The organism is Amycolatopsis iheyensis (assembly GCF_024703995.1).
Taxonomy (GTDB): Bacteria; Actinomycetota; Actinomycetes; order Mycobacteriales; family Pseudonocardiaceae; genus Amycolatopsis; species Amycolatopsis iheyensis.
In genome coordinates, this window is record NZ_JAMXQV010000003.1 from 192,673 (window position 1) to 216,009 (window position 23,337).

A 23,337-nucleotide genomic window follows, 5' to 3' on the forward strand; every position below is an offset into this window, starting at 1 on the left:
ATGATCCAGAACCTGCTGGTCGCCAACCGCGGCGAGATCGCCCGCCGCGTTTTCCGCACCTGCCGCGACGCCGGCATCGGCACGGTCGCGGTGTTCTCCGACGCCGATGCCGCCGCGCCGCACACCCTCGAAGCCGACGCGGCCGTCCGGCTGCCGGGCAACGCGCCCGCCGAGACCTACCTGCGCGCCGAGCTGCTGGTGAAGGCCGCGGCCGACACCGGCGCCGACGCCGTCCACCCGGGCTACGGCTTCCTGTCCGAGAACGCGGCCTTCGCCCGGGCCGTGCTCGACGCCGGGCTCACCTGGGTCGGACCACCGCCGGAAGCTATCGAGACCATGGGCTCCAAAGTGGAGTCGAAGCGGCTGATGGCCGCCGCCGGGGTCCCGGTGCTGTCCGAACTGGACCCCTCGTCGGTGACTTCCGACGACTTGCCGCTGCTCGTCAAGGCGTCGGCCGGCGGTGGCGGCCGCGGCATGCGCGTGGTCCGCTCGCTCGACGAGCTGGCCGAGGCGGTGGAAGGCGCGAGTGCGGAGGCCGGGTCGGCTTTCGGCGACCCGACCGTGTTCTGCGAGCGCTACCTGGAGACCGGCCGCCACATCGAGGTCCAGGTGCTCGCCGACCAGCACGGCACGGTGTGGGCGGTGGGGGAGCGGGAGTGCTCGATCCAGCGCCGGCACCAGAAGGTCGTCGAGGAAGCACCCTCGCCATTGGTCGACGCTGCCATGCGCGAGGAGCTGTTCGACGCCGCGCGCAAGGCCGCCAAGGCGATCGACTACGTCGGCGCAGGCACGGTCGAGTTCCTCGCCGGGCCCGACGGCCGGTTCTACTTCCTCGAGATGAACACCCGGCTGCAGGTCGAGCACCCGGTCACCGAGAACGTCACCGGTCTCGACCTGGTCGCGTTGCAGCTGCGGATCGCCGAGGGCGAGCGGCTCCCGGCCGGCCCGCCGCCGACCGTCGGCCACTCCATCGAGGTCCGGCTCTACGCCGAAGACCCGGCGGAGAACTGGCAGCCGCAGAGCGGCACGCTCCACACGTTCGAAGTGCCCGATGTGGACCGTGCGTTCACCCACGGTCCCGGCCTCCGGCTCGACTCCGGCTTCGAGACCGGCTCGGTGGTGGGTGTCCACTACGACCCGATGCTCGCCAAGGTCATCACCTGGGCGCCCACCCGCGCCGAAGCCGCCCGGCGGCTCGCGAAGGCCTTGGCCGCGACGAAGATCCACGGCGTGGTCACCAACCGCGACCTCCTGGTGAACATCCTGCGCCACGAGGCGTTCTTGGCGGGGGAGACCGATACGGCGTTCTTCGACCGCCACGGCCTCGACACCCTCGCCGCACCGCTGGCCACGCCCGAAACCGAACGCCTCTCGGCCCTCGCGGCGGCTTTGGCGGACGCGGCGGGCAATCGCGCGTCGGCCACCACCCAGAGCCGGCTGCCCAGTGGCTGGCGCAACGTGCGCTCGGCCGGGCAGCGCAAGGTCTTCACGGTGGCCGATCGCGAGTACGAAGTGGTCTACTCGCTGACCCGCGACGGGCTCAAGGCCGAAGGCTTCGACGCGGAGCTGGTGTCGAGCGAGCCCGGCCGGGTCGTGCTGGACGTCGCCGGCGTGCGGCGCGCGTTCGACGTCGCCCGCCACGACGGGGTGTCTTATGTGGACTCCGCGCTCGGGTCGGTGGCGCTCAAGGCCGAGCCGCGGTTCGCCGACCCGGACGCGGCTCTCGCGGCGGGCTCGCTCGTCGCGCCGATGCCGGGCACGGTCGTGCGGCTCGCTGTCCAGGCAGGGGACCCGGTCAAGGCGGGCGATCCGTTGCTGTGGCTCGAAGCGATGAAGATGGAACACCGGATCGCCGCCCCCGCCGACGGCGTGGTGGCGGAGCTGCCGGTGACAGTGGGACAGCAGGTCGAAGTGGGCACGATCCTCGCGGTGGTGGGAGAAGCGGAATGACCATGAACTTCATCGAGCCGGAAGAGCGGATCGCACTTCGCAAGGCCGTCTCCGAACTCGGCGCCAAGTACGGGCACGAGTACTACGCACGCAAGGCGCGTGCCGACGAGAAGACGCACGAACTCTGGGACGAGGCCGGGCGCCTCGGTTACCTCGGCGTCAACGTCCCCGAGGAGTACGGCGGCGGGGGCGCGGGCATCGCCGACCTCGCCGCGGTCCTCGAAGAGCTGGCCGCCGCGGGTTCGCCGCTGCTGCTCATGGTCGTCTCGCCGGCCATCTGCGGCACCGTGATCTCCCGCTTCGGCACCGAAGAGCAGAAGAAGCAGTGGCTGCCCGGCATCGCCGACGGCACCAAGCGGATGGTCTTCGCGATCACCGAGCCGGACGCCGGGTCGAACTCGCACAAGATCACCACCACCGCCAAGCGCGACGGCGACGGCTGGGTCCTCAGTGGACGCAAGGTGTACATCTCCGGTGTCGACGAGGCCGACGCGGTACTCGTCGTCGGCCGCATGGCGGACTCGAAGACCGGCAAGCTCAAGCCGGCGCTGTTCATCCTGCCGACCGGCACCGAGGGCTTCGAGTACACGAAGATCCCGATGGACATCGTCGCGCCGGAGAACCAGTTCTCGCTGTTCCTCGACGACGTGAAGCTCCCGGCCGAGGCGCTGGTCGGCGAGGAGGACGCGGCCATCGCGCAGCTGTTCGCCGGGCTCAATCCGGAACGCATCATGGGCGCGTCGTTCTCCCTCGGCATCGCCCGGTACGCGCTTTCCAAGGCCGTCTCCTACGCCAACGAGCGGCAGGTCTGGGGCGCGCCGATCGGCGCCCACCAAGGCCTCGCGCACCCGCTGGCCGAGATCAAGATCGAGCTGGAGCTGGCGAAGCTGATGACGCAGAAGGCGGCGTCGCTCTACGACTCCGGCGACGACTTCGGCGCGGGCGAGTCGGCCAACATGGCCAAGTACGCCGCGGCCGAGGTGGCCATCCGGGCGACCGACCAGGCCGTGCAGACCCACGGCGGCAACGGCCTCGCCACCGAGTACGGCCTCGGCACGCTGGTCACGGCGGTGCGGCTCGGCCGGATCGCGCCGGTCAGCCGCGAGATGGTGCTCAACTTCGTCGGCCAGCACAGCCTCGGTCTCCCGAAGTCCTACTAGGAGAGTCGCCATGTCTGCTTTGGACGGTAAGACGATCATCATGTCCGGCGGCAGCCGCGGCATCGGCGAGGCCATCGCGCTGCGGGCGGCCGCCGACGGGGCGAACGTCGCGCTGCTGGCCAAGACGGCCGAGCCGCACCCGAAGCTGCCCGGCACGATCTACACGGCGGCCGAAGCGATCGAGAAGGCGGGCGGACACGCGCTGCCGATCCTCGGCGACGTCCGCGACGACGACGGGGTCGTCGCGGCCATCGCGAAGACCGTCGAGCAGTTCGGCGGCATCGACATCGTGGTGAACAACGCGAGCGCGATCGACCTGACGCCGACCGAGCAGGTCAGCATGAAGCGCTACGACCTGATGCAGGACATCAACGCACGCGGCACGTTCCTGCTGTCCAAACTGGCCATTCCGCACTTGAAGAACGCCGCGAACGCCCACATCCTGACGCTGTCGCCGCCGATCAGCCTCGACGAGAAGTGGTTCACCGCCGGGCACCTCGCCTACAGCATCGCGAAGTACTCGATGAGCCTGGTGACCGTCGGGCTCGCGGCCGAGCTGCGCGCGGACGGCGTCGCGGTCAACTCGCTGTGGCCGCGCACGACGATCGACACCGCGGCGATCCGCAACGTCGTCGGCGCGGAGCTGGCGTCCCGCAGCCGGACGCCGGAGATCATGGCCGACGCCGCGTACGCGATCCTCACCAAGCCGAGCCGGGAGGTCACCGGGAACTTCTTCCTCGACGACGAGGTGCTGCGGGCCGCGGGCGTCACCGACTTCGCGAAGTACCGCGTCGGCGACACGGCGGAAGAGGACCTCCAGCTCGACTTCTGGGTCGAACCGGCTTGACCGGCGTCCGCGAACCCCAGCAGGAACGCAGCCGCACCACACGGCGGCGGCTGATCGAGGCCGCGCTCGACAGCTTCGGCGAGCGCGGCTGGCACGGCGTGACGGTGGCCGGGATCGCCGAACGCGCCGGCGTCTCGCGCGGCGCGGCCCAGCACCACTTCCCGGCCCGCGAGGACCTGGTGGTGGCGGCGGTCGACCTGCTCGGCCAGTCGCAGATCGACGAGCTGCGGGCGCAGGCCGCGGACCTGCCGAGCGGGGCGTCGCGCATCGAGCGCGTGGTCGAGATGGTGCTGAACCTCTACACCGGCCCGCTGTTCCGCGCGGCCCTGCAGCTCTGGTCGGTGGCGGCGACCGACGACGCGCTGCGGGACGTGCTGGTGCCGTTGGAGGCCCGGGTCGGCAGGGAGGCGCACCGGGTGACGGTGGAGCTGCTCGGCGTCGACGAGTCCCGCGCGGGTGTGCGCGAACTGGTCCAGGCCACCCTCGACCTGGGGCGCGGGCTCGGCTTGGCGAACCTTCTCACCGATGACACCCGCCGGCGGCGGCAGATCGTGCGCGAATGGGCCCGCACGCTGGAGCTGCGCCTCGCCGACAGCCGCTGAGCTACGCGGTTGAGCCGCGGCTCAGGCTTGTGGCGCACCGACCGCTGAGCTGCGCGGTGGTAGCCGGTTGAGCCGCCTCGGGCTGCACGCCGGCCCACCCCGTCCGCCCCCGTACGGCTCGCCGACGGCTGACTGCCGCTCACGGAGTCGATAGAACCGCCATCGACCGCCCGATGCCCGACCATTACCACCTGTGGGCGCATCCGAGCCACCGTTCGTCGCGTTGTCGGCGTGGCGGGGAACCTCATCCCGGTATCAGGCGTCATAGTGCCGTAAGTAACACAATCGGCCCAATGGGCGAATGACTGGTAGTAGCGGTTCTCAGAGGAAGGCAGACCGGTGTCCGGTTCAGGAGTCGAGCTCACCCACCGCGCGATGGCGATGCTGAAGGCGGTGGCAGCCGGCCGGGCGCAGATGTCGTGCAGCTGCGAGCCCGACCTCTTCATCGACGGATTCGCCTGTTGCGATCAGATCACGGCCCACGCGCTGGCCCACGGCGGTTACCTGCAGCCCGCCGCCGAAGGCGCCACCGGTCGCGTTCCCGCCGAACTGACCGAGGCCGGCCGCGCCGCGCTGGAGATCACCGCCGCCGCCTGAGCGTCACGCAGTGTCGTGAGTTCGAACGCGTGTTCGAACTCCCATGCCTCGGCTCGACCTGGCAGGCTTGAGCCATGGCGGAACCCCCACCACCGGTGGACGACGAGGCGACGGTCTACCTCCCCAGCGAGCTGCGCGGAGCCCACTGGCCCACGCGCGACCTCGACCTCTCCCGGCGGCCCTACGACGAGTTCGCCACCCAGATCGTCGCCCGGCCGCCCGCGTCGCCGGTCACCGCCGGCCGCGGCGAAGGCGCCGGGTCCTCGCTGGCCCGTTCGAGCGGCCGGATGGCCGTCGCCTCCACCGTCAGCCGGATCACCGGGTTCGTCGCTAAGCTGCTGCTCGCCGCGGTCGTCGGCACCGGGGTCGTCAACGACTCCTTCACCGTCGCGAACACACTGCCCAACATCGTCTTCGAGCTGCTCTTCGGCGGGGTGCTCGCCAGCGTCGTCGTGCCGCTGCTCGTCCGCTCCCAGGACGACCCGGACGGCGGCCGCGCCTACACGCAGCGGCTGATCACGATGGGGCTGGTGCTGCTGGTCGTCGGCACGGCCGTCGCGGTGGCGATCGCGCCGCTGTTCACCACCCTCTACGTCGACAAATCGTCAGCGAACGCCAACCCGGCCCTCACCACCGCCCTGGCGTACCTGCTGCTGCCGCAGATCCTGTTCTACGGCCTCTTCGCGCTGCTCTCGGCGATTCTCAACGCGCAGAACGTCTTCGGCCCGCCGGCCTGGGCGCCGGTGCTGAACAACGTCGTCGTCACCGCCACGCTCGTCCTGTTCGCGGTCGTGCCGGGGGAGCTGACGCTCGACCCGGTCCGGATGGGCGACCCGAAGCTGCTGGTCCTGGGGCTCGGCACCACGCTCGGCATCGTCGTGCAGGCCGTGGTGCTCGTCCCGGCGTTGCTGCGCACCGGCTTCCGGTTCCGCTGGCGCTGGGGCTTCGACCCGCGGATCAAGGAGTTCGGCGGGCTCGCCGCGTGGATCCTCGGCTACGTCGTGGTGAGCCACGTCGGGTTCGTCGTGACGACCCGGGTGCTGACCCACGGGACCAGCGGCGGCGTCACGGCCTACAGCTACGCGTCCCTGCTCTTCCAGCTCCCGTACGGCATTCTCGGCGTCTCGCTGCTGACCGCGTTGATGCCGCGGATGAGCCGCGCGGCCGCGGACGGCGACACCGTCTCGCTCGTCGGCGACCTTTCGCTCGCCTCCCGCATCTCGACGGTCCTGTTCCTGCCGATCTCCGCGGTGCTGGCGGTGGTCGGCACGCCGGTCGGCATCGCGATCTTCACCTGGGGCCGCGGCACCCTCGACGACGCCGAGCGGCTCGGCCAGACGCTGGCCGTCTCCGCGCTCGGGCTGCTGCCCTTCGCACTCGTGATGTTGCAGCTGCGCGTGTTCTACGCGATGAAGGACGCCCGCACGCCCACGCTGATCATGCTCGTGATGACCGCCGTGAAGATCCCGTTGCTGCTGCTGTGCCGCGGCCTGCTCGACGGCGAGCACATCGTCCTCGGCGTGATGCTCGTGAACGGCGCGGGCTTCGTCGTCGGCGCCGTCCTCGGCCAGGTCTGGCTGTGGGTGCGGCTCGGGCACCTGCGCAGCAAGCGATCCCTGCGGGTCGGGCTGATCACCTTGTCCGCCAGCGCCCTCGGCGTCGGCGCGGCGGTGCTGGCCGGCTACGCCGTGCCCAGCTCCCTCGGCGCGATCGGCGGCGCGTGGGTGAAGCTGCCGGTCCAGACCTTGCTCGGGATGGCCGTCCCGTTCGGCTTGCTGGCGCTCCTCAAGCTCCCCGAGTTCACGCCGGTGACCCGGCGCGTGGGTGGTCTCCTGCGGCGGTTCGCGCCTCGTTGACGACTACGGCCGGGAGCGCGATCCGGATGTCTCGAAACGGTAACGAGACCGCTGCGATCAGCACGTTTACATTTTCGGCGCGGCTTTCTACGATCCACCCGGATCAGCGATGGGGAGGTCGTGCATGACGCGCAGGGCGCGCAGGCGGCGGGACCGGGTCACGGTCGACGAACTGCTGCGGGAGGCCGGAGCCCGGCCGCGCAAACCCGGCTCGCGCGCGGCCGAGACGGCGGCCCGGCGTGCTGACGAGCCCGAGCCGCGCGGAGCGGCGGGCCGGATCGCGCTGGCGTCGGCGGTGCTCGTCGTGCTGGGCGGGCTGGTGTTCGCGCTGGCGACCCGGCCCGAGCAGGTCCCGGGCTCCACGCAGTTCCCGCAGCTGCCGCCGGCCACCGGTGTCCCGACGTCGAGCGCGATCGCCGTGCCGACGCAGACGACGACGCCGTCCCCGGTCGTGATGCACGCGCGCAAGACACCGACCCCCACGCCGACGGTGACGGTCGACCTGCCGCCGTCGCCGACGACGACCGTCACGCTCCCGACGTCCACACCGGACTACCGCTGCTACCCCTACGGCTGCCGGCGCGGCGTGCCGGTGCGCTGACGACGCAGCAGCAGGTAGGTGCCGGCGGCGAGGACGAACCCGGCGGCGAAGGTCAGGTCGCCGGTGGCGGGCACGGCTTTCGGGATCGGCGCGGTGTAGAGCGCCTGGTTCGCGAACAGGCCGACCGACCCGACCAGGCCGACGAGGAACGCGGCGAACCCGGCGAGGTTGCGGTGCCGGCGATCGGTGAGCAGCTCGCCGAACTCCGTGCCGCGGCGCAGGTGGTGATCGGCCAGCAGCACGCCGAGCCACGGGCCGATCCAGTAGGCGATGACCAGCAGGAAGTTCTCGTAGGCGTGCCCGGCGTCGGAGAGTCCCAGCCAGGCCAGCACGAACCCGATCGTGCCGAAGGCGAGCGCGACGACCGCGCGCCGCCAGGCCAGCGGCAGCCGGACGCCGAGGGCGAGGAAGGCGAGCGCGCCGGAGTAGACGTTGAGGACGTTCGCGGCGACGGCGCCGAGTGTGATGGCCAGGAGCGTCGCGGCGGCGAGGAAGCCGGGGAGGTGCCCGGTGAACGCCGTCGCGGGGTTGTCGTCGGCCGGGCCGGCGATGGTCGTCGAGGCGGCGCCGACGAGCATCAGGACGGTCGTGGAAAGGAACAGACCACTGCCGGCGTAGAGGCCGATCGCGCGTCTCGACGCGGTTTTGGGCAGGTAGCGCGTGTAGTCGGCGGCGTACGGGTTCCAGCCGGCGGTGTAGCCGAACGCGGTGCCCACGGCGAGGAGGAACCCGCCGGTGCTGCCGGTGTTGGTGGTGGGCCCGGCTTTCGCGAAGGTGACCACGCTCGCGACGGCGAACACGACGGCCAGCACCACGAAGACGTACTTTTCGTAGGCCTGGACGAGGTTGTGCCCGAAGAAGGCGATGACGATCTGCAGCGCGACCACGAGCACGAGGCAGGCGAGGGTGGGCAGCCCGGTGAGGCTGGTCAGGGCAAAGGCGCCGCTGACGCTGTTGACGGCGAACCAGCCGACGCCGGCCATCACCGACATCAGCGCGGCGGGCACCAGGTTGCCGCGGTAGCCGAACGCGGCCCGCCCGAGCACCATCTGCGGCACGCCGTAGCGCGGGCCGCGGGCGGACAGCACGCCGTGGGCGAGCGCGCCGAGCCCGTTGCCGACGACGGCGGCGAGCGCGGCCCGGGTGAAGGAGAGCCCGAAGGCGCTGACGGCGAGCACGCCGACGAAGACGGTGGCGAACTCGAGGTTGGGGGAGGCCCACGTCCAGGCCAGCTGCCGGGGCGTGCCGTGCCGATCGGCGTCGGCGACCGGCTCGACGCCGCCGGGCTCGACGGCCACCAGCTTGTCGCCGTAGCCGGGTTCTTCGTGGCTCGTCATGCGAGGACGGTAGGCGACGGAGGTTGCGGCGGTGTTTCCGTTTCCGGTGAGCGGAACGGGTCCCGCTCACCGGGCAGTGACTTCGGAAACCCGCGAAGACCCTCTCACCGGCCCCGATGCCGGTGAGAGGGTCTTCGACAGCCCCACTACGGGCTCAGTGTCAGCCGTTGTAGCCGGCGACGATCTTCGTGAACGCGTACTTGTCCTGCGAGATGCCGCTGCACTCGCCGCCGCCGCTGCAGTCGCGGTTGGTGGCCCAGAACGTCAAGCGGGCCAGGTGGTGGCTCGCCGCGTAGCCGCGGATGGAGTTGAAGTTCGCCACGGTGACGGTCTCGCCCGCGTTGTCGGTCTTGCCGTTCATCGAGGAGAGGCCGCTGTGCCGGTAGGCGGTGTCGTCGTTCCAGCCGAACGTGGTCTTGAGCTGGTTCTTCAGCCCGTCGACCGCGGACTTCGTCATCGCGGCCATGTCACCGCCGCTGGAGAAGTCGAACGGCATGACCGACCAGACGTCGACGTTCGCGCCGATCGCCTTGGCCTGGTTGATGAGGCGCTTGCCCCAGGTGTTCGGGCCGGTGGTCTCGGTGCCCATCGTGATCACCACGCGCAGGTTCGGGTTCTTCTGCTTGGTGAGCTTGACGGCGTTGAGGATCCGGTCCTGCACGGTCGCGTTCTCGAACTCGTCGGTGTTCTCGATGTCGAGGTCGATGGCCTTGAGCGCGTAGGCGTCGATCACCTTCTGGTACGCGCCCGCCAGTGCCGAGGCCGAAGTGCACTTCGAGCCCAGCTTCGTGCCGGACCAGCCGCCGAAGGAGGGGATCACGTCCCCGCCCGCGTTGCGGATGTTCTGGATCATCGTCTTGTCCGAGCCGGTGAGCGAACGGCTGCCGTCCCACTTGGGGTTGCAGCCGCCGTCCGACAGCATGAAGGCGAGGGTAAACGCTTTCACGCCGGTGGCGGACATCGCCGCGGTCGGGCTGGTCTGCCCGCCCCACTGGTACAGGTACGGGGATGCGAGCACCGGGTCGACCGCGGCCATGGCCTGCGGAGCGAGCCCGACCGCCGTCGCCATCGCGGCACCGGCCGCGAGTGCGAGCGTGACCAGACGGCGCATGGATTTCATGGGGTCCTCCAAACGAGCAGGTTGGAGCACCTCCGGTTTGAGGCGGCGGGATCATCCCGGGAGGAGCGCTGTGTGCCATCACACAGTGGACTAGACCAATGTGGGTGTCAACCCTCTTCGGTCGGAAAAATGACTTACTGTGCGCGAGCGGTCTCCCAGCGTCGGCGGTGTGAGATTCCCCTGAAGGCGGAGTGACACCGCGCCCCATTCCGGCTACTTTGCCGAAATGGTGGGGGATTCCACGGTCGCCGCCGGCGGGGGACGCCGCCCGGGCCGGTTCCTGCCCGCCTTCGTTCTGCGCCGTTCGGCGCTGTGGCGCCTGCCCCGCCGGAGCCAGGTCTGCTACCTCGTGGTCGTCGACGCGCTCGCCGTCGCCGCGGTCGTCCTCGCCGCCGTCCGGTTCCCGCCGCTGGCCACGATGCTGACGCCGTTCGCGCTGCTCCTGGCCGGGATGCTGGTGTCGGCGGAGCTCGCCCGGCCGGTCGAGCGCCACCGCGAGGACACCCTGCTCGGCCCCGGCGTCGACACGCCGTGGATCTTCGCCGGGGTGCTGGTGCTCCGGCCCGGCCTCGCGGTCGCCCTGGTCGTGCTCTCCGCGTTGCACCAGTGGTTCCGGGTCCGCAGAAGACCCGCGTACCGGCAGGTGTTCGGCGCCGCGGCGACGGCGCTGGCCGGTCTGGTGGCCGGGGCGTTCCTGACCGCGACCGGCGTCCGGCCGCTCGGCGGGGTCCTCGACCCGCGCACCGTGGTCCTGCTGACCGTCGCCGGCGTGGTGTTCCTGGCCGTGAACGCCGCGCTCGTCACCGCTGCCGACGGGCCGAGCCGCACCCCGCTCGCGGGCCACGCGTTCGACGCCGCGATGACGGCGTTCGCGTTGCCGCTGGCGTGGGCCGTCGAAGCCGCGCCGGCGTTGGTGCCGGTGCTGGCGGGCACGACGGTGGTGCTGCACCGCGGCGGGCTGGGCCGCGGCCGCCGCGACCATGTCACCCTCGACCCGGGCACGGGCGTGCTGACCGCGGCGTCCTGGCGCGGCGCCGCGGACGCCGAGGTCGACCGCCTCGGGCGCCACGGCCCCGGCCTGGCGCTGTTGCTGCTCGATCTGGACCACTTCCGCCAGCTCAACGACCGCTACGGCGTCCGCATCGGCGACGCGGTGCTCCGCGCGGTGGCCGACACGCTGCGCGACGAGGTCCGGTCGGCCGACCTGGTGGGCCGGTCGGGCGGCGAGGAGTTCGCGGTGCTGCTGCCGGGCACGGGCCGCTTCGACGCGATGGCGATCGCGGAGCGGATCAGGCTGCGGATCGCGTCGACGCTGGTGGCGTTGAAGGCGACGGGGGAGGGGCCGCAGTTCGTGGGGGTGACGGTGTCGATCGGGGTGGCGGTCTGCGCGGACGGCCTGCTCGGCGACACGCTCTTGGCCGCCGAGGCGGCGGTGCTGCGCGCGAAGGCGGCGGGCCGCAACCGGACGATCTGCGCGGAGCCGGGCTAACGCGTCTTGCCCGCGATTCGCGGCCGGGGCACGCCATCGACCGAGACGCAGCTGCCGAAGACCCGGTCCTGGCTGGTCCAGCCGTTGACGCGGCCTCGGTTGTTGCTGATCTGCACCCGCTTCCGGGCCGGATCGACCGACGACACCAGGTGCAGGTAGACCGTCCCGGCGACCCGGGCGAGGACGATGTCGCCCACCGCCGGCTTCGCCGGATCCACCGGCGAGACGACCACTTCCTGCCGGCTGCGGATGAGCGGGATCATCGAGGAGCCGCTCGGCCGGAACGTCACCGAGGCGCCGCCGGCGACCCGGCCCGCCACCGCGTCCAATGCCCCCATCCGCCGATGGTGACAGGCCCGGTCCGATCAGCCCACCGAATCAACCCATCGTGATCGCGTTCAGCTTCTCCCGCAGGTAGTCCGCCGCGATCACCTCCGGGTAGCTGACCTTCCCGAGCGGCGGCGCCAGCGACGTGATCCGCGCGTCGTGGTCGGTCTCGTAGAAGAAGATCAACGACACCAGGTCCTCCTCCGGGGCCGACGCCGCCGGGGGCAGCACGCGGTGGCGGGTCGAGCGCCAGCGATCGCCCGTCCAGCGGGCCATCAGGTCGCCTATGTTCACCGTGAACGCGTCCGGGTGGAACGGCGCGTCCTCCCACTCGCCCTCGGCCGTGTAGACCTGCAGGCCGCCGACGCCCGCCTGGCGGTCCAGCACCGTCACCGTGCCGAAGTCGGTGTGCGGGCCGATCCGGAACTGCTCGGGCGCCGGCGCGCCCACGTGCGTCATCGGCGGGTACCAGTTGATGTTGAACGTGTACGTCGGATGCCCGGTGTGGCGCGTGAAGTGGCTCTCCGCCAGCCCGAGCGCCGCGGCGAAGATCTCCAGCAGGTGGTCCGACAGCGCGCGCATCCGGCGCATGTACTCGATCGCCGTCTCGGCGAGCTCCGGCACCTCGGCCGGCCAGACGTTGGGCTGGAACCAGAACCCGTCGACCTCCGCGACGCCGATCGCGGTGTCCGCGCCCACCGAGTACGACTCCTTCAGGTCCGGCGGGGTCTCGGTGCCCTCGGCGTAGCCGTTGGCCTCGACACCGGGCGGCAGCCAGCCGCGGCCGCCGACCGTCACCGCGTAGCGCTGCTTGACGTCCACGGGCAGCGCGAAGAACTCCCGCGCCAGCTCCCGGGTCCGGTGGCGCAGCTCGTCCGGCACGCCGTGCCCGGTGACCAGCAGGAAGCCGGACTCCCGCAGCGCGCTGTCGATCTGGCCGGCCACCTCGGCCCGGCCCTCGGACGTGCCCGTGAACCACGGCGAAAGGTCCACTAGTGGAACGGATGACGGCATTCCGGCTCCTCGTCAACACTGTCGGGACAGCACTGTCCTATTCGGACCTCTCGACCCCGATGTCCTCGAACCACAGCTCCGGGCGCGCCGCGATGAACTCCGTCATCAGGGCGGTACACGCGGGATCGTCGAGCAGGGTGATCTCCACGCCGAGCCCGGCGAGCCAGTCGTGCCCGCCGTGGAACGTCTCCGCCTCGCCGATGACGACGTGCCCGATCCCGAACTGACGGACGAGCCCGGAGCAGTACCAGCACGGCGAAAGCGTCGTGACCATGATCGTGTCGCGGTAGTGCGGGCGGCGCCCGGCGTTGCGGAACGCCGAGGTCTCGGCGTGCATCGAGGGGTCGTCGTCCTGCACCCGCCGGTTGTGCCCGCGGCCCAGCAGGGTGCCCGCGGAGTCGAACAGCGCGGCGCCGATCGGCACGCCGCCCTCGGCCTTGCCCCGCTCGGCTTCTTCGCGGGCGACGGCGAGCAGGGTGTGCGGGTCGATCGGCATGCGTCACTCTTTCCGCCCGACGCGGTCCGTGGCAAGTGTTCACCACGCACAGGTGGATCGCGGACCGGATCTGTCCGCGATGTCTGGCACACTGCGTCTCATGTACGGGACATCGGAACGCCTGCTCAGGCTGCTCTCGCTGCTGCAGGCCCGCCGCGACTGGCCGGGCGCCGACCTCGCGTCGCGGCTCGAGGTCGACGTCCGCACGATCCGGCGCGACGTCGAGCGGCTGCGCTCCCTCGGCTACCCGGTGCACGCGACGCCGGGCGTGGCCGGGGGCTACCGGCTCGGCGCGGGCGCCGCGCTGCCGCCGCTGCTGCTGGACGACGACGAGGCCGTCGCGGTCGCGGTGGGCCTGCGCACGGCGGCGAGCGGCACGGTCAGCGGCATCGAGGAGACGTCGGTGCGCGCGCTGGCGAAGCTGGAGCAGGTGCTGCCGGCGCGGCTGCGGCCACGGGTGGGCGCGCTGCACGCGGCGACGGTCTCGATGCCCGGCACCGGCCCGACGGTCGACGCGTCGGTGCTGACGGCGATCGCGGCGGCGTGCCGCGACCACGAGCGGCTGCGGTTCCCCTACGGCGACCGCTCCGGCGCGGAGACCGAGCGGTCGGTCGAGCCGCTGCGGCTGGTCCACACCGGCCGGCGCTGGTACCTGGTGGCCTACGACCTGGACCGCGCGGGCTGGCGCACGTTCCGCGTCGACCGGATCACCGGGACGCCGGCCGCGAGCTTCCGGTTCACCCCGCGCGAACCCCCGGCCGACGACCTGGCGGCGTACGTGTCGCGGCAGATCTCGTCGGCGCCGTACCAGCACCAGCTGGTGCTGCGGGTGGCGGCCCCGGCGTCGGAGGTGTCCGGCCGTGTCCCGCCGACGACCGGCGCGGTGGAGCCGGTCGACGAGCACAGCTGCCGCGTGCGGACCGGGGCGAACACCCTGGACACCGTGCCGTACTACCTGGCGCAGTGGGGTTTCGACTTCGTGGTGGAGGAAGCGCCGCCGGGCCTGGTGGAGCGGCTGCGCGAGGTGGCCGAACGGTTCGCGCGGGCGGTCGGCTAGGGCTGTCCCCGCTTCGGTTCAGGCCCGCTTGCGGCGCTCGATCTCGTCGGCGAGCTGCCGCACCCGGGCGGGATCCGCGTCCCGGGCGAGGGCGACGCAGTGGTCCATGACGGCCGGCCGGTAGCGCACGGGCAACGTCTGCCCCGGGGCGAGCCGGGTGAGCTCGGTGATCGTGAGGTCTTCGTCGGCGATACCGCGGAACGAGCTGCCGTCGGCGGTCTCGACGTCGAGCATCAGGACCACGCGTGGATTGCTGTTGACCTCGCGCCAGTCGACGAGAACGCCGAGCGCGAGCGCCCCGGTGCGCAGTTCCGCGTTGCGCTTCCGCGCGTCACCGCTCAGGAGCGGGTTCGGGGCGACGCCGGGGAAACCGGGCCCGACGCCGAGCGACTCCCGGCTCAGGTCGGGCCTGAGCTGCTCCATCAGACCGTCCAGAGCGTTGATCTTCTTCTTCCAGCCGAACAACCCTGCCCCCTTCCGAACACCTTCATCAGGCCGGTTCGATACATACGCGGTCGCTTTCGCCGTCGGAGAGGAACTTCGCCAAGCCGGTCCCTTCCTCGACGACGTCCGCGCGTTCGGGCTTGCTCAGCCGCCGCAGCGGGCGCACCACCACCGTGGCGTCGTCGACCGTCCAGGTCGCGCTGACCCGGCCGTCGACCAGCGCCACCCGCTCGCCCGCCACCGACAGCCCGCGGTGGACGTCGTCGATGACGCGGGTCCGGTCGTCGTAGCCGAGGATCGCGTTGTCGAACGCGGGCAGGAACCGCACCGGCGCCGGGGTGTCCGGGTCGGGGAGCGGCGCGCCGGGCAGGTCGAGCAGCTCGCGGCCGCGCTCGTCGCGGAAGACCACCAGCTCCTCGCGCAGTGCCTTCACCGTCGCCGGGAGCCCGGTCAGGCCACTCCACGCACGCAGGTCGGCCGTCGCCGCCGGGCCGTACGCCGCCAGGTAACGGCGCACCAGGGCCCGGTCGTCGCCGGCCGCCGGGCTGGGCTCGCGGCCCAGCCACGACTCGAGCGGCAGGTTCCGCACCCCGCCCTTGGTGCGCCACACCCCGCGCGGCGGCAGCTGCGCCACCGGGATCAACGCCGCGATGAGCATCTCGCCCAGTGGCCGCGGCCCGGCCGACGGCCACCGGTCCGCGACCGCCCGCGCGAGCTCACCCATCGACCGCGGCTCGCCGTCCGCCAGCACCGCGCGCCCCGCGGCCGCGAGCTCGTCCAGGTCGACGCCGTCGAGCTCGCGGCGGTAGGTGCCGAGGACGCGCTGGCGCAGCATGGTGTCGAACCGCGTCCGCCACGCGAGGACGTCGTCGGCGGTGAGCAGGTGCACGGTCCGGCGCATGAGGTGGGTCCGGACCACGTGCCGACCGGTCAGGAGGCCGGACAACGCCGCCGGGTCGAACGCGCGCAGCCGTGACCACAGCCCGGTGAACGGCTCCTGCGGCTCCTGCGCCTGCAGGCCGGCGAGGTGCGCGACGGCGTCCCGCACGGGCAGGTCGGCCCGGTCGAGCAGCAGCTGGCGGGCGAGGGTGGCGCGGTTGAGCGCCCGGGCGTCGAGAACGGTCACGCCGACTTCTTACCGTCGAGCGTCTCCCGCAGGATGTCGGCGTGCCCGGCGTGTTGGGCGATTTCGGCGATGACGTGCAGAACGGCCCGGCGCGCGGTCCAGACGGTGCCGGGCCGGTTCCAGGGCGCGTCCGGCAACGGGTGCTTGGTGGAGAGGTCGATCTTCGCGATGATCTCTTCACTGCGCTTCGCGACGTCTTCGTAGTGCGCGAGCACGCCGGCCAGGGTCTCGCCCGGCTGCATGGCGAACTGGTTCTGGTGGTCGATGACCCACCGCGGGTACTCGCGGGCGGTGCCGCTGGTGATGTCCGCCCAGGTCACGCCGTCGGGCAGGGCGTAGCTCATGGCGGCCGGGCCCTCGACGGTGAAGCGCAGCCAGTTGTCCTCCATGGCCGCGACGTGCTTGATCAGCCCGCCGATGCAGAGCGCGCTGGCGGTCGGCCGCTCACCGGCTTGGGCGTCGCTGAGGCCGTCCGCGGCGGCGACGAGGGCGGCGCGTGCCGCGGCGAGCTCGGCGATGAGGTCGGTGCGTTCGGTTTCGTCGGTCATGGGGCAACCCTGTCAGGTGTTGCGGACAGGGAGTGTCCGCTATTGGCTCAGTCCGCGGCCGGGGTGTCGGTCCGGGCGCCGAGCATCCGCAGCACCAGCTCGCCGTACTCCTTGCCGAGCGCGGCCGGGGTCTGCCGGGCCCGCTCGGTGTACCAGCGGGCGACGTCGACGCCGAGGGAGAGCACCGCGCGCGCCGAGGTGTGGGGGTCGCCGACGGTGAAGACGCCGTCCTCGACACCGTCCGCGACGACCTCGCGCACGATCCGCTCGATGCGGCGCCGCAGCTCGGCGACCACCGCGAACTCCTGCTCGGGCAGGGCCTGCAGCTCGTACTGGACGACCCGGGCGACGGTGTGGCGCCGCGCGTGCCAGGCCACGAAGTCCTCGACGATGAGCCGGATCCGCTGAACGGGATCGGTTTCCTTGGCGACGACGTTCTCGACGAGGGCGAGGGTCTGCTCGTGCCCGTACCGGCTGATGGCGAAGAGCAGGGCGGCCTTGGAGGGGAAGTGCACGTAGAGAGCGGCAGGGCTCATCCCGGCGGCCCCGGCGATGTCGCGCGTGGTGGTGGCGTGGTAACCCCGCTGGGCAAAGGCCTCCACCCCGGCGAGCATCAGCCGCCGCGCGGTCTCGGGCTGCACATCGGGCCACAGTTCGGCCGACAGCGACGTCGTCATCGGGTGATCCTCCCAGACCGCACGGCCCGGACTGGCCGGCTCCGGTCACCCTCATTGTAAGCGGCCGCTAACCTGCGGAATCCGGAGATCCAGCCCGGCGTCCGGCCAGCCGTGCATCAACGACGTATTCAGGCTCGTCGCGGGAATCTGCCCGGGACCGGTCGCCGCGGCGGTCGGCAACGGATTTGCGGTGGAGCAACTGAGCGGCCGTGGGGTGGGAGCTCGGTGGCCGTCGTCGGTGTAGCCGGTCGCAGCGAGCAGAAACAGGCCGATCTCACGCCCAGCCGCTGGCGTGGCGGTGCTGTCGAGCCAGGGCTGGACGAAGCTACGGAACGAAGGTGTTCTTGGTGACGTGCCGGTCGTCGGACCGCGACTGCCGATACCGGGCGAAACTCACGGGCGAACGACGTCGGCCACGTGGCCGCACTCGACCGGGGTGCACATGAGGACCTGAACGTAGGTGATACCGCCCTGCGGGCCTTCTTGGGTGAAATTGATCGGAATCTTGCGACTGGTGGTCGTCCTGGTGGCCTGCCCGAGGTAGGTGTCACCTTGGTAGAAGTTGTAGGCGACGGTCGACGACCCCGCCTCGGACGCGTAGTCCTGAACCCATCCCTGGATGCCGACCGACCGCGCGTACCAGATGACCCCTCCACCGGTGGCGCCGCCGCTGAGGTACGCAGCCGGGTAGGAAGTCACCGGATACGCGGCACTGGCCGGCCCGGCGGCAACCAGTGGCACGCCGACAGCCAGAGCCACCAGTGCGACCAGACGTTTCACCATGTGTGTCCTCACGCGGTACTCTCCGTTCCCACAGTCGCGGGGCCTGGCGCTCCGCCCCACCTCCACGCCCTGGCCCGCACGACGGTTTAGTCGTACTGATGTCGAACCTGTTGCCGAAGGCTGCGGGCAGCCGAGCCGGCGGTGCCGGCACTGCAACTCGACGACCAGCCCATTCCGCGGAAGACCGTGAATGCGTCGGTCGGCGCGAGGTGCGCCGTGTCCGCGGCCGATGCCGCAGCGCCGATGTTGACTCGCCGTTCTCGGCTGTCACGGCGTCGAAGCGTCGGCGCGCTGCCCGTGAACGCGTGCCGTACCGAGGTTTCGGACTTGACCGACCCGGGGGAAATCCGAGTCACGGCCAAGATCGAAGCCGTGGTGGAACAGGTCGGTCACTCGGCACCCTGACCGTGAGGTCCGCTCGGGGCCGGTCCTGGGTCCCATCGCCGGCGGTCGGTCGGCACCGGACCTCCAGACGGCGCACTAGGCGGGCGGTGACGTCCGTGCTTCGGGTGATCGAAGGCCGGGTCGACCGGTGCGGGGAGGTTTGACGCTCAGCCGGCCCAGCACCACGGCCATGACGGTCGGTCGCCTGTACGCGCCTGTCGACCAGGCGGCGGCGCTGCGGCCGACGGATGCCGGGAAGAGGTCCGTGCGCTCGAGATGCGTCCATAGTGGACGGGAGCCGGCCGGGGAGCGGGGGGAGAGCCAGGTCACACGAACGGGGTCGTGACCTTTTCCGGACTCGTGGGTCCTTCTCGGTGAAAGCGTCCGACAAGACCCGCGGAGGAAGACATGGCTGACACGACCACGACCAAGGCTCCGGCTCGCACGGTTTCGGCCGAGGTGACGACAGGCGCCCTCGCGACCGGGCAAGGGACGACGACCATCGCGGACACGGTGGTGCAGAAGATCGCGGGGCTGGCCACGCGGGAGGTGCCCGGCGTGTACGCCCTGGGCGGCGGCGCCGCCCGCGCGTTCTCCGCGATCCGGGAACGCATCCCGGGCGCCACGGCTTCGGTCGGTCAGGGAGTTTCGGTCGAGGTGGGGGAAAAGCAGGCCGCGGTGGACCTGCAGATCGTGGTGGAGTACGGAGTGGCCATCGCCGACGTCGCCCGGTCCATCCGCCGCAATGTGATCACCGGGGTCGAACAGATGACCGCACTCGAGGTGGTCGAGGTGAACATCAGCGTCGCGGACCTGCACCTGCCCGGCGAGGGTGACGACCAGACGCCCGACCCCGCCCGGGTGCAGTGACCGGTTCCCGGCGACGGAGGTTTCCCATGACTGCCACACAACTGGGCCTGCTGACCGGTCTGGCGCTCGGCCTCGCGGTCGCGTTCGGCGGGTTCCCGGCGTTCCTGGCCGTGCTCGTGTTCGGCGCGATCGGCTGGGTGGCCGGGCGGTTCCTCGACGGCAAGCTCGACGTGTCGCGGCTGACCGGCCGGGACCGGGGGTGAGCCGCGATGACGTCCACATCGGTTCCCCCGGAGGAACGAGGTGAGCTCACGGTGGCGGAGCGGGCGGTCGAGCGGCTCGCCGCGCACGCCGCTCAGGAGCTCGGTGACGTGGGCGGTGCCGCCGAGCGGGTGCTCGGCGTTGCCGTCGGGGGAGAGGACGCCGGCCGATCGGTCAAAGTGGATGCTCACCTCGACGGTGACCGGGTGCGCCTGGCCGCGCGGCTGTCGATCGCTTACCCGTCTTCGGTCACCCGCACGACCGAAGACGCTCGGGCGCACCTGCGCGGACGCGTCGAAGAGCTGACCGGGCTGCGCGTGGACCGGGTGGACATCACGGTCACCGCGTTGCACGGTCCGGTCCGGCCGGTGCGGAGGGTGTCGTGAAGCGCCGGCCTCGACGGAGCGTCCCGGCCACGATCACCGCGCTGGCGCTGACCGCTGCCGGTGCGCTCGTCGCGGTCGTTTCGGTGCAGATGATCCTCGGTCACGAGGTCTGGGTCGACTACGGCGCCGTGGCGCGTCGGTTGCACGAGTCGCGCTGGGCGGACCCGTTGGTCGTGGGAGCCGGGGCGGTGGTCGCCGTCGCCGGTTTCCTGCTCCTGGCCGCCGCGGTCCTGCCGGGCAGGCCGGTGGTGCTTCCGGTACGCGGTGAACTCGATTCGGGTGCGTCGAGGCGAAGCTTCGGAGCCACCCTGCGTGCTGCCGCGACGCGCGTCGACGGGGTGGACAGCGTGCGGCTGAAGCTACGGCGGCGCACTGTCCGCGTTCGCGCCACCACCCGGCGGACCCGGCCGGACGGGATCGCCGACTCGGTCCGGGCCGCGGTCGCGTCCCGGTTGGACCAGATCGATCCCGTCCGCCGGCCCGATGTCAGGGTTCGCCTGCGCACCCCGAGGAGCACGTCATGAACCGCCCAGCACGGTTGAACCGGGTACTGCTGGCGATCTTGGGGTTGCTTCTCCTGGCTGCGGGTCTGCTCCCGATCGCGATCCGCTCCGGGTGGTTGCCGGTGCTCGGCCCGGACCGGCCGCTGGTGCCGGGGACCGCGCTCCCACCCACTTGGGTGCTGTACGCGGCCGCGGTCGCCGGCCTGGTCGTCGCACTGGCGGGCTTGCGTTGGCTGGCCGCGCAACTCACGCGCAGACCGCGCGCTCGAATCTGGCGGTTCGACACCGATCCCGCGACGGGAAGCACAGAACTGTCGTCGTCCGCCGCCGCGAAACCGTTCGTGGAGGAGGTGCGCTCCTACCAGGGCGTGCACGACGCGACCGCCGTCCTGCTAGGCAACCGGGCCGGCCCGGCACTGGAGATCGTCGTCTCCGTGGAACACGACGGTGACCCGGCGGACATCCGCACTCGCATCCGGACCGAGGGAGTTCCGCGGCTACGCCAGGCCTTGGACCTCGACTCGCTGCCCGCGCGCGTCGAGCTCAGGTTCACCGCCGCGACGGGTGCGCGGGTCAGCTGAGGTGGCTTCCACCGTCGCCGACGGGGTCGCTCGCGTCGGCTGACCCGGGCGAGCCCCGGGAAGTCCAGTCGGCATCCGGAATGCGGATCGGTGGGACCTGAGTCGAATCCGTTGTGGAGCCGGGTGTTTCGCCCGGCGAGTTCACCGCAAGGTTGAGGCACTTGGGTTGAGATCGGCTGGCTCGTGAACCGGGCGGTTGCCTCGGACGATGTCGAACCAATCCAAGAAATCCGCGACCGTGCCGATCTGGCGGACCCGGTCATGCAGCGCAGTGTGGTCGTGGCCGATGAGGAAGTCTGCCCCGGCCACCTGCTGCCCGCATCCGCACCGACACGCGTGTGTCTCGTCCAGCGGCGAATCGAAGTAACGGACCGGGTTGCGCCCGGCGCCCAGCGGGGAAGGCCTCCCGACGTAGGCGTCATGGACCCGATGGCCGGGCTCGAGAATCCGGCCGTGAATGACGCACCGGTCGTCGCGCGTGTCGCCTTCGCTGCGCACGATGATGGTCTCGATGCGCTGGATCTCGACGGCCAGCTTGACTTCGCCGCGGAAGGCGAACAAGACGTACCTTTCGTGGCGCCGGTTGCGCCCGATGACCCAGGTGCCGTGATTGGCGTGGTACATCTCGGCTGGCGTCATGCCCTCTCGATAGCCGACGTGATCTCGCCCGAGGGCTTCGGTTTCCGGGTCACGAGCTTGCTCGGCGCTCAAGGTGATGAAGATCAAGACGACCTCTCTTCTGGTCGATACTTTGCTGTCCCGGATGAGTCAAGTATGTGCCCGACGTCGCATACTTGCAATACCCGGGTTCTCGAAGTATCGACTCGGATCGAACGGCAGGCCTTCGCCCGCACACTTGGCGCTACATCCCGGCGGTCCGGCGCAGGACTTGCCGGGGCTCAACAGCTCCCAGCCATGCTCCGGTCGTCGCCGGGTGCCGTGCGGTCTTGGGCTTTCCCGTTCGCCTGGTGCGGCAACCGCAGTATTCACCCGGCTTTTGGCTCGTGGCGCCCGACCTTGACATCCTGTTCACTATCGCGGTCTTCACCGCAGCCCCCGCGCTGTCCATCGTGTTTTCGAGTGTTGAGATGTCAACTTCGCAGGAGGTCGCCCGAACGAACCAGACATTGGTTCGCGAAACGTTGCCAGCCGCCGCTACTGTGTGTCGGCGGGCCAGGTGATCTGATCGAACAGCTGCCGTAGCTTCGCCGAGCGGGCCGGGCTGGTCGCGGCGATCCAGGCGATCCGGCCCCGCAGGTGTGCGCGGAAGTCGGGATGGCCGTGCCGGTTCTGTGCGGCCGGTCCGTGGCGGACGCAGTTGTGCAGCAGTGCGCGCAGAGCGTCGTAGTCAGCACGCGCGACCGCGGGAACGTCGTTGACGACCAACCCCGCGATCCGCTGTTGCCGGAAGGCCGGGGTGATGGACGTCTTCTCCTCGCGGATCCGGAATCCTTCGTCGCGGACGATGCGGCGGACGCCGGGGACCAGCCGATGCGCCGCCAGGCTCGCCGCTCCGGAGAACGCGAGGTCGTCGGCGTACCGCGTGTAGTTCGCGTTCAAGGCACGGGCAAGACCGGCCAGTCGACGGTCGAGGTGGTGGGTCACCCGGTTGGCCACCGCGGGGGAGGACGGTGCCCCTTGGGGAAGGTGGCTTCCGGCCAGCTTGCCGAGCAGGCGGTTCCGGATCCGGTCTCGGCGGCCGGCGGGGGCAGCTGCCAGAACGTCGACCGGCGTCGCGGTGGTCAAGATGCCCGCGAGTGCGGCACCGACTGCCGGCGGATAGCCGGCGAGCGCGAGCAGCGAGCGGATTCTCAAGGCGGAAACGCTCGGAAAGAATCCCTCGAGATCCATGCGAACGACAAGTTCCTGGTTGCTGTGCGGCAGGGCACAGGTCAACGCGGACCGGCCACGGTGAAACCCGTGTACGGCGTCGTGGACCGGCAGGGCGTCGAGCACGTGCCGACGGACCCGCCGTTGCAGCTCCGCCAAGCGTGGCTTCGGCTGTTCCAGGAGTCGTATGCCGCCCGTCGCCGTGGGAATCCACCGGTAGTGGTAGTGCCGAAGCGTGGCGGTTGCCCTGCGGTTCCAGTGCCGGGCGTCGGCGAACCAGCTCAGCTCGGCCGGGGTCAGGTCGAGCGCGGCCGCGCACTCGTCGAAGGTGGTCCACCGGGCAACCTGCCAGCGCCACACCGGCATCGGCTCGAGTGGCGACACGGAGGTGACTCTTTCTCCGGTCATCCGCGCGGGGTTGCACGCGGAGCTTGCCGTGTTCGCGCGGGGCGCGATGCCTGCGTGTCATGGTGCTCTCCGGGGTTGCCCCGGAGTGGGTGAGGGTTCACCTGCTCACCTCCGTGTCGCCGGCGCCACCTTAGCTCTTTGAT

General features: G+C 71.2%; 26 protein-coding genes. 14 read left to right on the forward strand and 12 right to left on the reverse strand.

The features are described 5' to 3' along the window. The 7 genes from M8542_RS08100 to M8542_RS08130 all read left to right on the forward strand — a co-directional run bounded on the left by M8542_RS08100 (position 1) and on the right by M8542_RS08130 (position 7,613). On the forward strand, positions 1-1,950 hold the full coding sequence (locus M8542_RS08100; protein WP_257919401.1) for an acetyl/propionyl/methylcrotonyl-CoA carboxylase subunit alpha: 1,950 nt from the start codon (positions 1-3) through the stop codon (positions 1,948-1,950). Between the two features lie 2 nt (positions 1,951-1,952). Then, positions 1,953-3,110 (forward strand): acyl-CoA dehydrogenase family protein, encoded by a 1,158-nt coding sequence (locus M8542_RS08105; protein ID WP_257919722.1) that lies wholly within the window; start codon positions 1,953-1,955, stop codon positions 3,108-3,110. 10 nt (positions 3,111-3,120) lie between these two features. Next, on the forward strand, positions 3,121-3,957 hold the full coding sequence (locus tag M8542_RS08110; RefSeq protein WP_257919402.1) for an SDR family oxidoreductase: 837 nt from the start codon (positions 3,121-3,123) through the stop codon (positions 3,955-3,957). Beyond that, on the forward strand, positions 3,954-4,559 hold the full coding sequence (locus M8542_RS08115; RefSeq protein WP_257919403.1) for a TetR/AcrR family transcriptional regulator: 606 nt from the start codon (positions 3,954-3,956) through the stop codon (positions 4,557-4,559). Before M8542_RS08110 ends, M8542_RS08115 begins: the two co-directional genes overlap by 4 nt. 339 nt (positions 4,560-4,898) lie before the next feature. Continuing rightward, positions 4,899-5,156 (forward strand): hypothetical protein, encoded by a 258-nt coding sequence (locus M8542_RS08120; protein WP_257919404.1) that lies wholly within the window; start codon positions 4,899-4,901, stop codon positions 5,154-5,156. A 74-nt stretch (positions 5,157-5,230) separates the two neighbouring features. After that, entirely contained in the window at positions 5,231-7,012 is a 1,782-nt protein-coding gene (murJ, locus tag M8542_RS08125; protein WP_257919405.1) for a murein biosynthesis integral membrane protein MurJ, read from the forward strand. 124 nt (positions 7,013-7,136) lie between these two features. Then, positions 7,137-7,613, forward strand: a complete 477-nt coding sequence (locus M8542_RS08130) for a hypothetical protein (RefSeq protein ID WP_257919406.1) — start codon at positions 7,137-7,139, stop codon at positions 7,611-7,613. Here the strand turns inward: M8542_RS08130 and M8542_RS08135 are convergent. Both M8542_RS08135 and M8542_RS08140 read right to left on the reverse strand, forming a co-directional pair. Further along, positions 7,580-8,950, reverse strand: coding sequence for a purine-cytosine permease family protein (locus tag M8542_RS08135; protein ID WP_257919407.1), 1,371 nt, complete (start codon positions 8,948-8,950; stop codon positions 7,580-7,582). The two genes, M8542_RS08130 and M8542_RS08135, sit on opposite strands and share 34 nt — an antisense overlap. A gap of 160 nt (positions 8,951-9,110) precedes the next feature. Then, positions 9,111-10,070, reverse strand: a complete 960-nt coding sequence (locus M8542_RS08140) for a chitinase (RefSeq protein ID WP_257919408.1) — start codon at positions 10,068-10,070, stop codon at positions 9,111-9,113. Between the two features lie 226 nt (positions 10,071-10,296). Between M8542_RS08140 and M8542_RS08145 the strand changes: the two genes are divergently transcribed. Then, positions 10,297-11,559, forward strand: a complete 1,263-nt coding sequence (locus M8542_RS08145) for a GGDEF domain-containing protein (protein WP_257919409.1) — start codon at positions 10,297-10,299, stop codon at positions 11,557-11,559. On the opposite strand, the gene M8542_RS08150 is transcribed toward M8542_RS08145, so the two are convergent. From M8542_RS08150 to M8542_RS08160, 3 genes are read right to left on the reverse strand one after another with little or no spacing between them, the layout of a single operon-like run. Further along, a complete protein-coding gene (locus M8542_RS08150) occupies positions 11,556-11,897 on the reverse strand; it encodes a S24/S26 family peptidase (protein WP_257919410.1) in 342 nt (113 codons plus the stop codon). The two genes, M8542_RS08145 and M8542_RS08150, sit on opposite strands and share 4 nt — an antisense overlap. A gap of 40 nt (positions 11,898-11,937) precedes the next feature. Then, positions 11,938-12,900 carry an isopenicillin N synthase family dioxygenase gene (locus M8542_RS08155; RefSeq protein WP_257919411.1) on the reverse strand — a complete coding sequence of 321 codons (963 nt, stop codon included), beginning with the start codon at positions 12,898-12,900 and terminating at the stop codon, positions 11,938-11,940. Between the two features lie 37 nt (positions 12,901-12,937). Next, the gene (locus tag M8542_RS08160) at positions 12,938-13,396 is read right to left on the reverse strand and encodes a nucleoside deaminase (protein ID WP_257919412.1); all 459 of its coding nucleotides are present in this window, start codon (positions 13,394-13,396) and stop codon (positions 12,938-12,940) included. 100 nt (positions 13,397-13,496) lie between these two features. On the opposite strand from M8542_RS08160, the gene M8542_RS08165 reads away from it, so the two are divergent. Further along, positions 13,497-14,453, forward strand: a complete 957-nt coding sequence (locus M8542_RS08165; RefSeq protein ID WP_257919413.1) for a helix-turn-helix transcriptional regulator — start codon at positions 13,497-13,499, stop codon at positions 14,451-14,453. A gap of 18 nt (positions 14,454-14,471) precedes the next feature. On the opposite strand, the gene M8542_RS08170 is transcribed toward M8542_RS08165, so the two are convergent. The 5 genes from M8542_RS08170 to M8542_RS08190 all read right to left on the reverse strand — a co-directional run bounded on the left by M8542_RS08170 (position 14,472) and on the right by M8542_RS08190 (position 18,028). Then, entirely contained in the window at positions 14,472-14,876 is a 405-nt protein-coding gene (locus M8542_RS08170) for a hypothetical protein (RefSeq protein WP_257919414.1), read from the reverse strand. 67 nt (positions 14,877-14,943) lie between these two features. Further along, positions 14,944-16,023, reverse strand: a complete 1,080-nt coding sequence (locus M8542_RS08175) for a winged helix DNA-binding domain-containing protein (protein WP_257919415.1) — start codon at positions 16,021-16,023, stop codon at positions 14,944-14,946. Next, entirely contained in the window at positions 16,020-16,571 is a 552-nt protein-coding gene (locus M8542_RS08180) for a DinB family protein (RefSeq protein WP_257919416.1), read from the reverse strand. The genes M8542_RS08175 and M8542_RS08180 overlap by 4 nt, the downstream gene beginning before the upstream one ends. A 47-nt stretch (positions 16,572-16,618) precedes the next feature. Continuing rightward, positions 16,619-17,248: a TetR/AcrR family transcriptional regulator gene (locus tag M8542_RS08185; protein ID WP_257919417.1), complete on the reverse strand. Its 630-nt coding sequence runs from the start codon at positions 17,246-17,248 to the stop codon at positions 16,619-16,621. A gap of 393 nt (positions 17,249-17,641) precedes the next feature. Next, positions 17,642-18,028, reverse strand: a complete 387-nt coding sequence (locus M8542_RS08190) for a hypothetical protein (RefSeq protein ID WP_257919418.1) — start codon at positions 18,026-18,028, stop codon at positions 17,642-17,644. A gap of 795 nt (positions 18,029-18,823) precedes the next feature. On the opposite strand from M8542_RS08190, the gene M8542_RS08195 reads away from it, so the two are divergent. The 5 genes from M8542_RS08195 to M8542_RS08215 are packed head-to-tail and all read left to right on the forward strand — an operon-like array spanning position 18,824 to position 20,956. Continuing rightward, the gene (locus tag M8542_RS08195) at positions 18,824-19,285 is read left to right on the forward strand and encodes an Asp23/Gls24 family envelope stress response protein (RefSeq protein WP_257919419.1); all 462 of its coding nucleotides are present in this window, start codon (positions 18,824-18,826) and stop codon (positions 19,283-19,285) included. Between the two features lie 26 nt (positions 19,286-19,311). After that, positions 19,312-19,488, forward strand: coding sequence for a hypothetical protein (locus tag M8542_RS08200; protein WP_257919420.1), 177 nt, complete (start codon positions 19,312-19,314; stop codon positions 19,486-19,488). Positions 19,489-19,494: 6 nt separating this feature from the next. Beyond that, complete coding sequence (locus tag M8542_RS08205) at positions 19,495-19,872, forward strand: Asp23/Gls24 family envelope stress response protein (protein ID WP_257919421.1); 378 nt, start codon at positions 19,495-19,497, stop codon at positions 19,870-19,872. Next, on the forward strand, positions 19,869-20,396 hold the full coding sequence (locus M8542_RS08210; protein ID WP_257919422.1) for a DUF6286 domain-containing protein: 528 nt from the start codon (positions 19,869-19,871) through the stop codon (positions 20,394-20,396). Before M8542_RS08205 ends, M8542_RS08210 begins: the two co-directional genes overlap by 4 nt. Further along, positions 20,393-20,956 carry an alkaline shock response membrane anchor protein AmaP gene (locus M8542_RS08215; protein ID WP_257919423.1) on the forward strand — a complete coding sequence of 188 codons (564 nt, stop codon included), beginning with the start codon at positions 20,393-20,395 and terminating at the stop codon, positions 20,954-20,956. The genes M8542_RS08210 and M8542_RS08215 overlap by 4 nt, the downstream gene beginning before the upstream one ends. 141 nt (positions 20,957-21,097) lie before the next feature. Here M8542_RS08215 and M8542_RS08220 read toward each other — a convergent pair whose 3' ends face one another. Together M8542_RS08220 and M8542_RS08225 are read right to left on the reverse strand one after the other, a co-directional pair. Continuing rightward, complete coding sequence (locus M8542_RS08220) at positions 21,098-21,682, reverse strand: hypothetical protein (RefSeq protein WP_257919424.1); 585 nt, start codon at positions 21,680-21,682, stop codon at positions 21,098-21,100. 429 nt (positions 21,683-22,111) lie between these two features. After that, a complete protein-coding gene (locus M8542_RS08225) occupies positions 22,112-23,170 on the reverse strand; it encodes a reverse transcriptase family protein (protein ID WP_443640996.1) in 1,059 nt (352 codons plus the stop codon). Positions 23,171-23,337 lie beyond the last annotated feature (167 nt).

Coding starts and splice junctions, on each gene's coding strand:
- M8542_RS08165 (WP_257919413.1), top strand. CDS start 13,497: ATGTACGGGACATCGGAACGCCTGCTCAGGCTGCTCTCGCTGCTGCAG.
- M8542_RS08215 (WP_257919423.1), top strand. CDS start 20,393: ATGAACCGCCCAGCACGGTTGAACCGGGTACTGCTGGCGATCTTGGGG.
- M8542_RS08135 (WP_257919407.1), bottom strand. CDS start 8,950: ATGACGAGCCACGAAGAACCCGGCTACGGCGACAAGCTGGTGGCCGTC.
- murJ (WP_257919405.1), top strand. CDS start 5,231: ATGGCGGAACCCCCACCACCGGTGGACGACGAGGCGACGGTCTACCTC.
- M8542_RS08105 (WP_257919722.1), top strand. CDS start 1,953: ATGAACTTCATCGAGCCGGAAGAGCGGATCGCACTTCGCAAGGCCGTC.
- M8542_RS08145 (WP_257919409.1), top strand. CDS start 10,297: ATGGTGGGGGATTCCACGGTCGCCGCCGGCGGGGGACGCCGCCCGGGC.
- M8542_RS08155 (WP_257919411.1), bottom strand. CDS start 12,900: ATGCCGTCATCCGTTCCACTAGTGGACCTTTCGCCGTGGTTCACGGGC.
- M8542_RS08195 (WP_257919419.1), top strand. CDS start 18,824: ATGGCTGACACGACCACGACCAAGGCTCCGGCTCGCACGGTTTCGGCC.
- M8542_RS08160 (WP_257919412.1), bottom strand. CDS start 13,396: ATGCCGATCGACCCGCACACCCTGCTCGCCGTCGCCCGCGAAGAAGCC.
- M8542_RS08140 (WP_257919408.1), bottom strand. CDS start 10,070: ATGAAATCCATGCGCCGTCTGGTCACGCTCGCACTCGCGGCCGGTGCC.
- M8542_RS08200 (WP_257919420.1), top strand. CDS start 19,312: ATGACTGCCACACAACTGGGCCTGCTGACCGGTCTGGCGCTCGGCCTC.
- M8542_RS08170 (WP_257919414.1), bottom strand. CDS start 14,876: ATGGAGCAGCTCAGGCCCGACCTGAGCCGGGAGTCGCTCGGCGTCGGG.
- M8542_RS08180 (WP_257919416.1), bottom strand. CDS start 16,571: ATGACCGACGAAACCGAACGCACCGACCTCATCGCCGAGCTCGCCGCG.
- M8542_RS08150 (WP_257919410.1), bottom strand. CDS start 11,897: ATGGGGGCATTGGACGCGGTGGCGGGCCGGGTCGCCGGCGGCGCCTCG.
- M8542_RS08110 (WP_257919402.1), top strand. CDS start 3,121: ATGTCTGCTTTGGACGGTAAGACGATCATCATGTCCGGCGGCAGCCGC.
- M8542_RS08100 (WP_257919401.1), top strand. CDS start 1: ATGATCCAGAACCTGCTGGTCGCCAACCGCGGCGAGATCGCCCGCCGC.
- M8542_RS08205 (WP_257919421.1), top strand. CDS start 19,495: ATGACGTCCACATCGGTTCCCCCGGAGGAACGAGGTGAGCTCACGGTG.
- M8542_RS08130 (WP_257919406.1), top strand. CDS start 7,137: ATGACGCGCAGGGCGCGCAGGCGGCGGGACCGGGTCACGGTCGACGAA.
- M8542_RS08185 (WP_257919417.1), bottom strand. CDS start 17,248: ATGACGACGTCGCTGTCGGCCGAACTGTGGCCCGATGTGCAGCCCGAG.